This is a genomic window from Streptosporangium sp. NPDC023615, from assembly GCF_040640155.1.
GTDB lineage: Bacteria > Actinomycetota > Actinomycetes > Streptosporangiales > Streptosporangiaceae > Streptosporangium.
This window is the reverse complement of record NZ_JBFABE010000037.1, coordinates 16,933-30,455: the sequence shown is the minus strand read 5'-3', so window position 1 is coordinate 30,455 and position 13,523 is coordinate 16,933. Positions and strand designations below refer to the sequence as shown.

General features: G+C 73.0%; 11 protein-coding genes. 6 read left to right on the top strand and 5 right to left on the bottom strand.

Going from position 1 to position 13,523, the window contains the following annotated elements; translation table 11 throughout:
- On the top strand, positions 1-1,891 hold a 1,891-nt coding region (locus tag AB0G16_RS23940), incomplete at its 5' end, for a non-ribosomal peptide synthetase (RefSeq protein WP_362808867.1).
- 204 nt (positions 1,892-2,095) lie between these two features.
- On the opposite strand, the gene AB0G16_RS23935 is transcribed toward AB0G16_RS23940, so the two are convergent.
- Complete coding sequence (locus tag AB0G16_RS23935; protein ID WP_362808864.1) at positions 2,096-3,085, bottom strand: diiron oxygenase; 990 nt, start codon at positions 3,083-3,085, stop codon at positions 2,096-2,098.
- Positions 3,086-3,267: 182 nt separating this feature from the next.
- On the opposite strand from AB0G16_RS23935, the gene AB0G16_RS23930 reads away from it, so the two are divergent.
- Positions 3,268-4,197: a DMT family transporter gene (locus tag AB0G16_RS23930; RefSeq protein WP_362808861.1), complete on the top strand. Its 930-nt coding sequence runs from the start codon at positions 3,268-3,270 to the stop codon at positions 4,195-4,197.
- Positions 4,198-4,267: 70 nt separating this feature from the next.
- Here AB0G16_RS23930 and AB0G16_RS23925 read toward each other — a convergent pair whose 3' ends face one another.
- On the bottom strand, positions 4,268-4,933 hold the full coding sequence (locus AB0G16_RS23925; RefSeq protein WP_362808858.1) for a TetR/AcrR family transcriptional regulator: 666 nt from the start codon (positions 4,931-4,933) through the stop codon (positions 4,268-4,270).
- Between the two features lie 109 nt (positions 4,934-5,042).
- Between AB0G16_RS23925 and AB0G16_RS23920 the strand changes: the two genes are divergently transcribed.
- Positions 5,043-5,990 carry an SDR family NAD(P)-dependent oxidoreductase gene (locus AB0G16_RS23920; RefSeq protein ID WP_362808855.1) on the top strand — a complete coding sequence of 316 codons (948 nt, stop codon included), beginning with the start codon at positions 5,043-5,045 and terminating at the stop codon, positions 5,988-5,990.
- A 105-nt stretch (positions 5,991-6,095) separates the two neighbouring features.
- Here AB0G16_RS23920 and AB0G16_RS23915 read toward each other — a convergent pair whose 3' ends face one another.
- Both AB0G16_RS23915 and AB0G16_RS23910 read right to left on the bottom strand, forming a co-directional pair.
- Positions 6,096-6,698, bottom strand: coding sequence for a TetR family transcriptional regulator C-terminal domain-containing protein (locus AB0G16_RS23915; protein WP_362808852.1), 603 nt, complete (start codon positions 6,696-6,698; stop codon positions 6,096-6,098).
- Positions 6,699-6,783: 85 nt separating this feature from the next.
- Positions 6,784-8,268 (bottom strand): HAMP domain-containing sensor histidine kinase, encoded by a 1,485-nt coding sequence (locus AB0G16_RS23910; RefSeq protein WP_362808849.1) that lies wholly within the window; start codon positions 8,266-8,268, stop codon positions 6,784-6,786.
- Positions 8,269-8,430: 162 nt separating this feature from the next.
- Here AB0G16_RS23910 and AB0G16_RS23905 point away from each other — a divergent pair, with 162 nt between their 5' ends.
- From AB0G16_RS23905 to AB0G16_RS23895, 3 genes are read left to right on the top strand one after another with little or no spacing between them, the layout of a single operon-like run.
- Complete coding sequence (locus AB0G16_RS23905) at positions 8,431-9,609, top strand: acyl-CoA dehydrogenase family protein (protein WP_362808846.1); 1,179 nt, start codon at positions 8,431-8,433, stop codon at positions 9,607-9,609.
- Positions 9,610-9,640: 31 nt separating this feature from the next.
- A complete protein-coding gene (locus tag AB0G16_RS23900; RefSeq protein ID WP_362808843.1) occupies positions 9,641-10,621 on the top strand; it encodes an acyl-CoA dehydrogenase family protein in 981 nt (326 codons plus the stop codon).
- 5 nt (positions 10,622-10,626) lie between these two features.
- A complete protein-coding gene (locus AB0G16_RS23895; protein WP_362808840.1) occupies positions 10,627-12,153 on the top strand; it encodes an AMP-binding protein in 1,527 nt (508 codons plus the stop codon).
- A 79-nt stretch (positions 12,154-12,232) separates the two neighbouring features.
- On the opposite strand, the gene AB0G16_RS23890 is transcribed toward AB0G16_RS23895, so the two are convergent.
- Positions 12,233-13,297: a membrane dipeptidase gene (locus tag AB0G16_RS23890; protein ID WP_362808837.1), complete on the bottom strand. Its 1,065-nt coding sequence runs from the start codon at positions 13,295-13,297 to the stop codon at positions 12,233-12,235.
- Between the last annotated feature and the right edge of the window lie 226 nt (positions 13,298-13,523).

The window sequence follows — 13,523 nt, the reverse complement described above, 5'->3', positions numbered from 1 at the left end:
CGTCCCGGTCCCCTCGGGCGTCGTCCCCGTCCCCGAGATGATCGCCGAGGCGGCGCGGAGGGCACCCGGGGCGACCGCGGTGGTCTGCGGCCCCCGGACCCTCACCTACGGCGAGCTGCTGGCCCGCGCGGAGGCGCTCGCCGGGGTCCTGCGCGAGCGCGGCGTGCGGCGCGGCGACGTGGTCGGGATCTGCCTGCCCCGCTCCGAGGAGACGATCGTGGCGCTGCTCGCCACCTGGTGGGCCGGAGCCGCCTACCTGCCGTTCGATCCCGAGGTGCCGGACGAGCGGCTGGCCTTCTCGATGGCGGACGCCTCGGCCGCCTGCCTGATCACCCTGCGCGAACCGCCCCCGGGGTGTGCCGCCGTCGCCCCCTCCGCCGCGACCTCCGCGGGGCACGCGGCCTCCACCGGCCACGAGACCGGCCACGAGACCGGCCACGAGACCGGCCACGAGACCGGGAGCGACGCCGGAGGCGCCACCGGGCACGGAGGCCCCGGTCCGGGCCGCGTCACGGCCGGGCCGCTGGACGCCGCGTACGTCATCACCACCTCGGGCTCCACCGGCGTGCCCAAGGGGGTGCTGGTCGAGCACGGGGCGGTGGCGGCGCGGGTGCGCTGGATGCGCGCGGACTACGGCCTCACCCCGGCCGACGTCGTCGTCCAGTTCGCCTCGCTCGGCTTCGACGCCCACGTCGAGGAGATCTTCCCCACGCTGGCCGCGGGCGCCACGCTCGTGCTCCTGCCCGACGGCGCGACGTCCCTGCCCGCCCTGCTGGCCTCGCCCGCGGGCGAGACGGTCACCGTGCTCGACCTGCCGACCGCGTACTGGCACGCCCTGACCGAGGAGCCGGAGGAGACGGCCTGGCCGCCCGCCCTGCGCCTGGTCATCCTCGGCGGCGAGCAGGTCGCGGCACCGGCGGTGGAACGCTGGCGCGACCTGCTCGGCGACCGTGTCCGGCTGGTCAACACCTACGGCCCGACCGAGGGCACGGTGATCGCCACCGCCGCCGACCTGGGGGCCGGGGACGTGACGGGGCGGCCGCCGATCGGGACGCCGATCGGCGGGACCACCGTCCGGGTTCTCGACGGCCGGGGAGAGCCGCTGCCCCCCGGGGCGGCGGGGGAACTGGTCATCGGCGGCGCCGGGGTGGCCCGAGGCTATCTCGGCAGGCCCGCGCTGACGGCGTGCGCGTTCGTCCCCGACCCGTACGGGACGCCGGGAGCGCGCCGCTACCGGACAGGGGACCGGGCGCGGTGGCGTCTCGACGGCCGGCTGGAGTTCCTGGGGCGGCTCGACGCGCAGCTGAAGATCAGGGGGTTCCGGATCGAGCCGGGGGAGGTGGAGAGCCGCCTGCTGGCCCACCCCGAGGTGCGGCAGGCCTTCGTGACCGGCCGCGGGGAGGAGCTGGTCGCCTACGTCACCGGCACCGCGGACCCGGCCGTGCTGCGGGCGCACCTGGAGCGGTCGCTGCCCCACCAGCTCGTCCCCACCTCCTGGGTGAGCCTGGACGCGCTGCCGCTCACCAGGAGCGGCAAGGTCGACCGGGCCGCGCTGCCCGAACCGGCCGCGGCCGCCCCGTCCGAGGGGCGCGTCGAGCCGCGGACGGACGCCGAGGCGCTGGTGGCCGGGATCTGGGACGAGCTGCTCGGCGGGGGACCGGTCGGCGTCTTCGAGGACTTCTTCGCCCTGGGCGGCCACTCCCTGCTGGCCACCCGGGTGGCGGCCCGGATCAGGCGGGCCACCGGGATCGAGGTCCCCATCCGCACGGTCTTCGCCCGCAGCACCGTCGCCGGTCTCGCCGAGGCGCTGGAGGAACTGCTGATCGAGGAACTGGAGGGGCTGTCCGAGGAGGAGGCCATGGACCAGCTCGCCGGCACCGAGACCCGCTGACCGCCTCCCGGAGGGCGGCCTCCCACGGGGCCGCCTTCCGGAGGGCCGCCTTCCGGAGGGCGGCCTTCCGGAGGACCGTCCCGGGCTCGTGCCCGGGGCCGTCCCCGGGAGGGCCCCTCGGGGACGGCCCCCGGAAAAGGCCCTCCCGGAAGCAGGGCCTCGCCTCGGCGAGGGAACCCCTCGGACGGCGGCACCGGCGCGTCCTCAGGGACGCGCGGCCCCCGCCGGGGCGTCCCAGATGCCCATCGCCCTCCACACCCTGCGCTGCACCGCGTTCATCATGCCCAGTTCGGCGCAGAGCTCGCGGGTCTTGCCGATGGAGTCGCGGATCTCCTGCACCATCGCGGGATTGCGGGTGTAGACGTCCCTGACGACCTGGTCGGGGATGTCGAACGCCTTGATCATCGCTCCCGGCGGGGAGAGCATGATCCGGACCATGACGCCCAGCACCACGGGGGCGACCAGGCCCAGGACGAAGCGCCGGTGACGCGGCATGCGGGGCACCCGGCGGCGCAGGTAGTGCCGGGCGAAGGAGATGTGCCTGGCCTCCTCCGCCACGTGGATCCGCATGATGCTCTCCTCCAGCGGATGCCGGGCGCTGCCGTTCCTGAGCGTCCTGCGCTGGATGTGGTCGATCGGGTCCTCGCCGCCGAGGACGAAGACGAAGAACAGCTCGGTGGAGATCAGCGGGATCCACGGGGTGATCTGCGCGATCAGGCTCAGCGGTCCCGGCATCCCTTTTATGGGAAGCTTCGTGCGGTTGACGAACTCCTGGAACATCATCCCGTGATGTCCCTCTTCGATGGTCTCGTGGTAGACGTAGCGGAACTCGGGGGAGCCGTTCGGCAGCCGGTAGGCGTAGTTCAGCAGGCCGCGCTTGAGCAGGTTCTCGAACTGCAGGCCGATCTTCATGGCGGTCGCGACCCGCCACAGTCCCATCCTGGCGCGCACCTCGGGCGGCTGCGCCCGGTACCAGGGGTGGCCGCCCAGCCGGTCGACCTCGGGCAGCTCCCAGCGCTGGTCGTCCTGGACGACCAGGAAGTCCTCGTCGTCCCAGGGGATGTCGACGTAGGGCTCCCAGTGCTTGTCGACGGACGCCTTGGAAAGGCGCTCGATGACGGCCTCGTAGGCACTTCGGTCTGCGACGCGGCGGTCGTGCTCCCTGTCCGCGGCGGTCTCTGGAGCGGATGTCATCGCTGCACTCCCATCGGATCTCTTCGCCGCAATTGTACGAATCATCCAATAAGACGGAAAGGTCCCTGAGGGTATGAGGTCCCGCATGCCGGTGTGACGTCCTTCACTCTGCGTTGTATTCGGGCCACTCCTAATCCGCCCGACGGCCTGGCCGTCGCAGTGGGTGATGTCACCCTTCCGGTATGCCAGTGCCAGCTCCCCGGCCCGTCGTGGGAATCCTGCTCCTGATCTTCGTCAGCGCCGCCTGGGGATCGGCCTTCCCGCTGATGAAGGACCTCATCGCCCGCATGCCCGTCGCGGACCTGCTCGCCGAGCGGTACGGCATCGCCGCGCTCGTGCTGGCCGCGCTCCGCCCCGGCCGCCTGCGGAGGCTGCCGGAGGGGACCTGGCCGGCCGGTGTCCTGCTCGGCCTGCTGTTCGGGGTGGGCCAGACCGCCCAGGCGGTCGCGCTGCACGACCTGCCCTCGTCGGTCTCGGGCTTCACGGTCGGCTCGCACGTGGTGATCACCCCGGTCCTCGGCCTGGTCCTGCTCGGGGCCAGGACGTCGCCGAGGGTCTGGGCTGCGGCGGCCCTGGCGATGGCCGCGATGGCCGTCTTCGCCGTGCTGCGCGGGGCCGAGGGGGGTCACGTCTCACCGCCCGCGCTGGCCGCCACCCTGCTGTCGGCGGTGCTGTACGCCGCCCACACGCTGGTGCTGGGCAACTCCCCGGCGGCCCGGCAGAACGCCTACGCGGTCACGGTGATCCAGCTCGGCACCATCGCCGTCATGACGGGCGTCCTCGCCGCGCCGGACGGCCTGACCCCGCCCGCCACCCCCGGCGACTGGGCCGCCCTCGGCCACCTGTCGATCGTGGTGTGCGCCCTGGGCTTCCTGGCCCGCTCGTGGGGCCAGGTGCACGTCCCGCCGGTGTCGGCGGCGGTGATCCTGTCGGCCCAGCCGCTCTGGGTGACCGCCCTGGCCGTCGCCCTGTACGGGGAGCCGCTCACCGTGAGCGTCTTCCTCGGCGGAGGGCTGATCGCCCTGTCCATGCTGCTGATCGTGCTGCCCGGAGGGCCGCTCGGTCCGGGGCGCCGGGTGGCGGGCCCGGTTCCGCCGCGGCCGTCGGGATGAAGCCGCCGGTCCGGGGCGCCGGGCGGGCGCGAGAGACACGGAGGCCGCGGCCTGTCCGGTACGACGAGGGTCAGGGGCGGGGGAGCACGCCCAGGAGGGTCGCGGTCAGGGCCAGCCTCAAGGAGTCCTTCAGGTCCAGGTGGAAGCGGGCCAGGTCGGGCTCGGCCCGGTAGGCCGCCAGCAGGCTGGGCGGGGGTGTGCTGTACGCCGACAGCGCGCCGGCCATGACCATGGTCTGCAGGCCGAACAGTGTCGCGTTCTCGCCAAGCTCCGGCAGGTACCTCCGGGTCAAGGCGCTCATGGTCGTCAGGCGGTCCAGGGAGGCGTGCTTGTAGCGTGCCACGACCTCGACGGAGACGTTGTGCTCCAGGACGCTGCCCTGTGCGCCGAAGAGGTCGCACAGCACCGCTCGGCCCGAGAGCGAGCGGCTGAGGATCTCGGCCACCGCCTCCGCCCGCTCGGCCATGGGGAGATCCTCGTCGACGCCGGCGGCCAGTTCGCCCGCCAGTTCCGTCAGCCACTCCCGCAGGAAGCGGTCCAGCAGTTCCAGCAGCACCGCCTCGCGGGACTCGAAGTAGCGCAGCACGTTCGGCTTGGCCAGCCCTACCCGGCGGCTGAGCTCGTTCAGCGTGACCGCGGCCACGGGCATCTCGTCGAGCATCGCCGACGCCATGTCGAGGATCGCCCGTCGGCGGATCTCCCGCTGCTCCTCGGTCCGCGCCCGCTGGAAGGTCACGATCGTCAGCCTAGCTTAAGTACCTACGGTACGTTGACAACGTACCAAAAGTACTTTAACGTCGTCATCACAAGATACCTTCGGTACGTTAATTGGTTGGGAGCCTGACATGGGCGAGAAGTGGACGACGGCGAACATCCCGGACCAGCGGGGGCGGGTGGCCGTGGTGACCGGGGCCAACACCGGACTGGGGTACGAGACCGCCAAGGCGCTCGCCGGGCGCGGGGCGTCCGTGGTGCTCGCCGTGCGCGACGTCGGCAAGGGCGAGCGGGCCGCGGCCCGCATGACCGGCGACGTGACCGTGCAGGCGCTGGACCTCACCTCGCTCGACTCCGTCCGGACCGCCGCGGCGGCGCTGCGGTCCCGGCACGACCGGATCGACCTGCTGATCAACAACGCCGGCGTGATGTACACCCCGAGGCGGACCACCCGGGACGGCTTCGAGACGCAGTTCGGCACCAACCACCTCGGTCACTTCGCGCTCACCGGGCTGCTGCTGGACCTGATGCTGCCGGTGCCCGGCTCGCGCGTGGTGACGGTCAGCAGCATGGGTCACCGCATCCGGGCCGCGATCCACTTCGACGACCTGCAGTGGGAGCGGTCGTACAGCAGGGTCGCCGCCTACGGTCAGTCCAAGCTGGCCAACCTGATGTTCACCTACGAGCTGCAGCGCCGGCTCGCCGCGCACGGCACCACCGTCGCGGTGGCCGCGCACCCCGGCGTGTCCGGCACCGAGCTCGCCCGCGACACCCCCGCGGCCCTCCGGCTTCCGCTCACCTGGCTCGCGCCGCTGATCGCCCAGACGCCGGCGATGGGCGCGCTGCCGTCCCTGCGCGCCGCCACCGACCCCGCCGTGCTCGGCGGCCAGTACTACGGTCCCGGCGGACGCGCCGAGGTCATGGGCCACCCCCGGCTGGTCACCTCCAGCCCGGAGTCGTACGAGGTGGCCGTCCAGCGGCGGCTGTGGGCCGTCTCCGAAGACCTCACCGGGGTGAGGTTCCCCGTCGCCCGGCCCGGCCGGGACTCGTCTCCCTCCGGATCGGCCGTCACGATGTAGCCCGCGCCGGCAGGAGGCGCCCCCCCCCGGCCGTCCGGATCGAGCCGCTGGTCCGGGGCGGCGGCCGGCGGACCCGGTTCCGCCTCGGCCGTCCGGACGGAGCCGTCAGTCCAGGTCGCCGGGTGACAGGCCCAGTTCCGCCGCCGCGGCCGTCCGGACGAACCCGGTCAGGCGGGCCCTGGGCAGGATCCGGCGGTGCACCGTGAGCTGCGTGGACAGGCCGTCGATGAGCGAGATGATCCGCCAGGTCGCGGCCTCCGGGTCCTCGCAGGTGAACGCCCCCTCCCCGACGCCGTCCTCGACGATCGTGCGGAGCGCCTGCTTCCAGCGCAGGTCGATCCTGCGGGACGTCTCCTCGAGCTCGGGGTTGCGCATCGACTCGGCCCAGGCGTCGATCCACAGGGCCCACGACCTGGACTTCCCGACGGGGGAGTAGAGCCTCAGCAGCTCCCGCAACCGGTCGAGGGGGGAGCCACCGGCCTCCTCCACCGTGGCGAGCGCCTCCAGGTCGAGCTGGGCGGCGTAGGCGAACGCCTGGGCGAACAGCTGCTCCTTGGTCTCGAAATGGTAGAAGAGCAGCGCCTGGCTGACACCGGCCGCCTGGGCGATGTCGGCGGTTCGGGTGTGAGCGAACCCCTGGGTCGCGATGACATCACAGGCGGTCCGGAGCAGATCTTCACGACGTAATCGCCCAAATCCCCTTGCCACAAAAGAACACTAGCGGGTCAGGCGCGGCCGTTCAGGATAGGGGGGAAGGTCGTGAGGTGTCACCCGATCCCCGAAGCCGCCGTGGTCAGGGTCGCGGGGGTCCGCCCGGGGGTCCGTCCTCGCCACCGGAGCCGGTGCCGGGGCCGGTGCCGGCGGTGGTGCCGGCGGCGGCCCCGGAGCGGGGGCCGGGGAGGGAGGAGAGCGGGAGGCGCAGGACGAAACGCGCCCCCAGGGCGCTGTCCTCCAGCCTCAGGGTGCCGCCGTGCGCGAGGGCGATGTCCCTGGCGATGGGCAGTCCCAGCCCGGTGCCGCCCGCGTCCCTGTTGCGGGAGGCGTCCAGCCGGGTGAACCGCTGGAAGACCAGTTCCCGCTGGTCGGGGGCGATCCCGGCGCCGTCGTCGAGCACCTCCAGCACGGCCGTGCCCTCGCCGTCACCGCCGTCACCGCCGTCATCGTCGTCCCGTCCCCGGGAGACGCTCACCGAGACGCGGGAGGCGGCGTGCCGTTCGGCGTTGTCGACCAGGTTCGTCAGCAGCCGGGCCAGCCGGAGCCGGTCGCCGAGGACCGTCACCCCGGGCTTGAGGTCCCGGTCGATCCGGACGCGCTGCTTGCGCCTGTCCAGTTCCTCGCCGGCCAGCGTGCCCAGGTCGATCCGCTCGTAGTGGGCGGGGACGCCCGAGTCGAGCTTGGCCAGCGTGAGCAGGTCCGAGACGATCGCCTGGAGGCGGTCCAGGCTGCAGAGCATCGCGTGGGCCTTGGCCTTCCAGTCCACGTCGTCGGGGTAGTGCAGCGCCTCCTCGACCTGGGCGCGCATGGCGGTGAGCGGGCTGCGCAGGTCGTGGGAGGCGTCGGAGGTGAACCTGCGCTGCCGCTCGGCCGCGGTCTCCAGCCGGTCCAGGGTCTGGTTGATCGTCTCGGCGAGCCGCCTGATCTCGTCCCGCGCCGCCGGGACCGGCACCCGGCGGCCGATGTCGGTGGCGGTGATCTCCGCCAGCTCCCTCCTGATCGCCCTGACCGGTTCGAGGGCGGCGCCCACCGTCCGGTAGGCGCTCAGTCCCGACATCAGCACGGTCAGCAGCGAGGCCCCGAGGATGACGGCGAACAGCCCGGGGTGGACGTACCAGGGGACCGGCTCCGCGGCGGAGTAGACGACCAGGTCGCCTCCCTCGCGGTGCACCCGGAAGGCCACCACCCGCACGCACTCCCCGGGGAAGGCGGGGAAGTCGCAGACCCTGCGGTCGTGCGTGGTCCCGGACCCGGGAGGGAGGAAGTCCGTCAGCGGGGGCGCGCCGACCAGGTTGGACGAGGTGGCGACGATCCGGCCCGCGGCGTCCAGCACCTGGATGCCGTCGCTCTTGCCCTTCGGCACGACGGCCGGGAGCGGTCCCCGCCAGGACAGCCGGGCCGTCTGCATCGCGGCCCCGGCCACCTCCTCGGTCTTGAAGGCCCCCGACAGGCCGTACAGGGCGGCCGTCGCGACCGCGGTGATGGCGGCGCCGGAGATCAGGGCCATCACGACCGCGGTCACCGTCAGCCTGACCCGGACCGACCACGCCTTCCCCTCGAACACGCCACCCCCCGCTGGATAAGAAACTTTAGGGGGATTAATTGCCGTTTCCTTAGTATTAATGGCCAAAGATCCGCAAAGGTACCCAAAACTCCTTAGTAGAGCATTGCTCTGTACGGCCGATCCGGCGCTGGCTAGAGTAAGTGGGCACTGATTGGAGCGGACATGAACCTTCAGGAGTACCGCCGCGAGGCCAGGGCCTGGCTGACGGCCAACGCCGGCAACACCGAGGTCGAGGCCGCCCCCGACGCCGGCGGCGTCACCGCGGCGCAGGCCTTCATGGCACGCATGTACGACGCGGGCTACTCGGGGATCACCTGGCCGCGCGAGTGGGGCGGGCAGGGGCTGACCCAGGCCGAGGAGCGCGCCTTCGCCGAGGAGGCCAAGGACTTCACGCTGCCGACCTACGTGTTCTCCATCGGCCTGGGCATGTGCGGGCCCACCCTGGTCGACCTCGGCACCCCCGAGCAGAAGGCCCGCCACCTGCGGCCGCTGCTGCGCGGCGAGGAGATCTGGTGCCAGCTCTTCTCCGAGCCGGGCGCCGGGAGCGACGTCGCCGCCCTGCAGACCCGGGCCGTCCGCGTCGAGGACGGCTGGCGGGTCACCGGGCAGAAGGTCTGGACCTCCGTCGCCCAGCACGCCTCCTACGGCCTGCTGCTCACCCGCACCGACGTGGACGTGCCCAAGCACAAGGGCCTGACGATGTTCATCGTGGACATGCGCGCCCCCGGCGTCACCGTCCGCCCGCTGCGCGACATGACGGGCCGCGCGCACTTCAACGAGATCTTCTTCGACGACGTGCACATCCCCGAGGAGAACCTGGTCGGCCAGGTCGACGACGGCTGGAGCTGCGCGGTCACCACCCTGCTGCACGAGCGCCTGTCGATCTCCAGCGGGGTCGGCATGGGCGGGCAGAAGGACAACCCGGTCGCCTTCGACGCGCTGCGCCGCACCGCCGACACCTCCGACCCGGTCGTCAGGGACGCCCTCGTCGAGCTGTACGTCCGCTCCCGCGCGCTCGCCCTGTTCAACCAGAGGCTCTCCCAGGAGACCAGGGCCGGGATCTTCCCCGGCGCCCGGGGCAGCGCCGCCAAGCTGCTCCTGGCCGAGCTGACCATGTTCCAGGCCGACCTGGCCACCTCGCTGGCCGGCCCCGAGGCCGTCGCCTACGAGGAGGGCGGCGGCGGCCTGGCCGAGGCGCTCTCCCTCGCCCCGGCGATGGCCCTCGGCGGCGGCACCAACGAGATCATGCGGAACATCGTCGGGGACCGGGTGCTCAACCTGCCGCCCGAGCCGCGCCTGGACAAGAACGTGCCGTTCAAGGACCTCACGGTGAACGGATGACCCGCCGGTCGGCGCAGAAAGGGCGAAACACATGAGACTCGTGCTCACCGAGGAGCAGCGGGAGCTGCGCGACGCCGTCCGGTCCTTCCTCGCCTCGGCCTCGCCGCTGCCGGCGGTCCGGCGGGCCGTCGAATCCGGCAGCGGTCACGACCCCGAGGTCTACCGCAGGCTCAACGGCGAGCTGGGCCTGTCCGGCCTCGTCGTCCCCGAGGAGCACGGCGGCTCCGGAGCCGGGCACGCCGAGCTCGCCGTCGTGCTGACCGAGACCGGCGCGGCCCTGCTGCCCGGCCCCTTCCTCGCCACCACGCTGGCCACGATCCTGCTGACCGAGACCGGCGACAAGGAACTGCTGCCCGGCATCGCCGCCGGCACCACGGTCGCCACCGTCGCGCTCGACGGGGACCGCGCGATCAACGGCGCCGAGGCCGACGTGGTGCTCGCGCTCGACGGCCCGCGCGTGCTGGCCGTGCGGGGCGGCACCCGCATCCCGCTGACCACCCTGGACATCACCCGCCGGCAGGCACGGGTGGACCTGACCGGCGCCGAGGAGATCGCCTCCTCCGAACAGGGCGTGGCGCGGGCCGGGGACCTGTTCGCGGTCGCGGTGGCCGCCGAGCAGCTCGGCGTGCTGCGCGCCTGCCTGGACGCCATCGTCGGCTACGCGAAACTCCGGGTGACCTTCGGCCGCCTCATCGGCTCCTACCAGGGCGTCAAGCACAAACTCGCCGACATGCACTGCAAGCTGGAACAGGCCGAGTCGATCGTCCGGTACGCCGCCTGGGCCGCCGACGAGGCCCCCGGCGAGCTGCCCTCGGCCGCCGCGCTCGCCCAGGCGTACACCGGCCGGGCCTGCTTCGAGGTGGCCCGCGACAACCTGCTGCTGCACGGCGGCATCGGGTTCACCTGGGAGCACGACGCGCACCTGTACTACAAGCGGGCCAAGGCCGACGAGGTGCTGCTGGGCCCGCCCCGCGCGCACCGGGCCCGCCTCGCCGAGCTGCTGGAGCTCTGAGGACCATGGCCGACATCAGCGCCCTGCCCGGCTTCTACCGGATCGCCGAGGCCGACCCCGGACGCCGCGCCCTGATCGACACCGACGGCACCGTGACCACCTACGGCGAGCTGCTCGCCCTGGTCAACCGGGTCTCCCACGGCCTGCGGGCACGCGGCCTCGTCGCGGGCGACGTGGTCGCCGGGGTGCTGCCCAACGGCGTCGACCCCGTGGTCATGATGATGGCCACCGGGCAGGTGGGGCTGTACTACGTCCCGGTCAACTGGCATCTCACCGACGCCGAGATCGGCTACATCCTCGACGACTGCGACGCCCGGATCGTGGTGACCGGCCCGTCCGGTCCGGCAGGCCCGCCCGCCGCCGCGTCCGGCGGGACTCCGGCCGAGGGCGCCCCGTACGGTGCCCCGGAGAACGTCGCCGCCCTGGCCGAGGGGCAACCCGGCACCGCGCCGGACGCCCGGACCTCGGGCGCCGTCATGTGGTACACCTCGGGCACCACCGGCTTCCCCAAGGGCGTGCGGCGCCCGCTGTCCGGCAAGGAGCCCGAGGAGACCGTCCCGCTCTACACCTGGTTCATGGGAGAGGTCTGCGACCTGCGGCCCGGCGACGAGATCCACCTGGTGACCTCGCCGATGTACCACTCGGCGCCGTGCGCCCACACCGTGTTCGCCCTGCACCTCGGTCACACCCTGGTGATCGCGGAGAGGTTCGAGCCGGAGACGATCCTGGAACTCGTCGACCGCCACCGGGTGAGCAACGCCATGATGGTCCCGACCATGTTCCACCGGATGCTGCAGCTCCCGGCCGAGGTCAGGGAGCGCTACGACGTCTCCTCGCTGCGGCAGGTGGTCCACACCGGCGCGGCCTGCCCGGTCGCGGTCAAGAAGGGCGTCATGGACTGGTGGGGCCCGGTCCTGTACGAGTACTACGGCTCCACCGAGTCCTCCATCGCCTTCGCGGTCAAGCCGCACGACTGGCTGGAGCGCCCCGGCACGGTCGGCCGCCCCGTCCCCACCTTCGAGGCCAGGATCCTCGGCCCCGACGGGGAGGAACTCCCCACGGGCGAGCCGGGCATGATCTACGTCAGGTCCGGCATCGGGGGCTTCGAGTACCACAAGGACCCGGCGAAGACCGCCGCCAGCATGCGCGGCCCCTGGTACACCCCCGGCGACATCGGCTTCATGGACGAGGACGGCTTCCTGTTCATCTGCGACCGGCGCACCGACCTGATCATCTCCGGCGGGGTCAACATCTACCCCGCCGAGATCGAGGCCGCCCTGCTGGAACACCCCTCGGTCGCCGACGTCGCGGTGATCGGCGTGCCCGACGAGGAGTGGGGACACCGGGTGGTCGCGCTGGTCCAGCCGGTGCCCGGCCCCCTCCCCGCCCCGCAGGACCTGCTCGACCACCTCGGCCCGCGCATCGCCCGTTTCAAGCACCCCAGGGTGGTGGAGTTCCGCGACGAGCTGCCCCGTACCCCCACCGGCAAGCTCTCCCGCTCCAGGGTCAGGGAGGAGTACCTGGCCCGCTAGAGGCCCCGCCGCCGGACCCGCCCGCCCTCGCCCGCGTGGGCGGGCGGACCGGGCCGCTCGCGCGGGTCGTGACCGTCCGTCACCGGTCGCCGGGCCGGCCCAGCTCGGCGCGGAAGAACCGGTGCACGTTCCCGCCGATGATCTTCACGACCTCCTCCTCGGCGAAACCGTGCTTGAGCAGCGCCTCGGTGACCAGCGGCAGCCCGCTCGGGCCGGCGAGCCCCGGCACGACAGCGAACGCGTCGACGTCGTAGTCGCTCTCGCAGCACGGCGGGGTCACGTCCTGCATGACCTCGCGGATGAAGTCCGGCCCCAGGCCGACGTGGTCGATCCCGGCGACGCTCGCGACGTGCTCGATGTGGTCCACCAGCCGGTCCAGCGTGTACTCGGCGGGGTCGGTCGACAGGAACGCGGCCACGAAGTTCACGCAGACCACGCCCCCGGTCGCGGCCACCCCGCGCAACTGCTCGTCGGTGAGGTTGCGGTGGTGGTCGCGCAGCGCGCGGGCCGACGAGTGGGTCGCCATCACCGGCCGGGCCGCCAGCTCCAGCACGTGCTCGACCCCGCTCGCGCCCAGGTGGGAGATGTCGAAGACGACGCCGAGCCGTTCCATCTCCCGCAGCGTCTCCACCCCCGCCGCGGTGAGCCTGCTGCCGGTGGCGTCCTCGCCGCTGCCGTCGGCCAGCGCCGTACGCCCCCAGTGCGCGATCGAGGCCACGCGCACGCCCAGCCGGTGCAGGGTCGGCACCAGCTCGACGGCCGAGTCCAGCCCCGGCATGCTCTCCAGCGCCAGCACCAGGGCGATCCTGCCCTCGGCGAGCGCCTCGTCGACCTGCGCCCCGTCCAGGCAGAGCCGTACGGCGTCGGCGTTGCCCTCGGCCAGCACGTGGGCGCACTCGATCATGCGCAGGGTCTGCCGGAGCGAGCCCTCGGGCCGGTAGGCGTCGTCGATGAAGACCGGCAGCACCTGGAGGTTCACCCCGCCCTCGCGGAGCTGGGGCAGCCACCGCTCCCTGAAGAACGACGCCCACCGCCTCGGCGGCCTGGCGGTGACGGCCATCAGCAGGTCGTTGTGGGTGTCGGCGACCACGGAGTCGCGGTGCAGGTCGTCGGCCGGGGGGCCGAGGTGCAGGTCGGCGGACACGGGCGGGCCCTTCTGGGTGGACGGCTCTCGTTCACCCCGACGCTACCGGCACCGTCCCCGCCGCGTCCCCGCCGCGTCCCCGGCAGGTTCTCCGGGGTGCTCCGGCGGCGTCCCGGCCGGGTGGGCCGACGGTCCGGGACCGGTCAATCCGGGACCGGTCGGTTGGGGCCGGTGGGTCCGGGACCGCTCGGTTGGGACCGGTGGGTCCGGGACCGGTCGGTTGGGG

Coding starts and splice junctions, on each gene's coding strand:
- AB0G16_RS23935 (WP_362808864.1), bottom strand. CDS start 3,085: ATGACATCCGCTCCAGAGACCGCCGCGGACAGGGAGCACGACCGCCGC.
- AB0G16_RS23930 (WP_362808861.1), top strand. CDS start 3,268: ATGCCAGTGCCAGCTCCCCGGCCCGTCGTGGGAATCCTGCTCCTGATC.
- AB0G16_RS23920 (WP_362808855.1), top strand. CDS start 5,043: ATGGGCGAGAAGTGGACGACGGCGAACATCCCGGACCAGCGGGGGCGG.
- AB0G16_RS23905 (WP_362808846.1), top strand. CDS start 8,431: ATGAACCTTCAGGAGTACCGCCGCGAGGCCAGGGCCTGGCTGACGGCC.
- AB0G16_RS23900 (WP_362808843.1), top strand. CDS start 9,641: ATGAGACTCGTGCTCACCGAGGAGCAGCGGGAGCTGCGCGACGCCGTC.
- AB0G16_RS23895 (WP_362808840.1), top strand. CDS start 10,627: ATGGCCGACATCAGCGCCCTGCCCGGCTTCTACCGGATCGCCGAGGCC.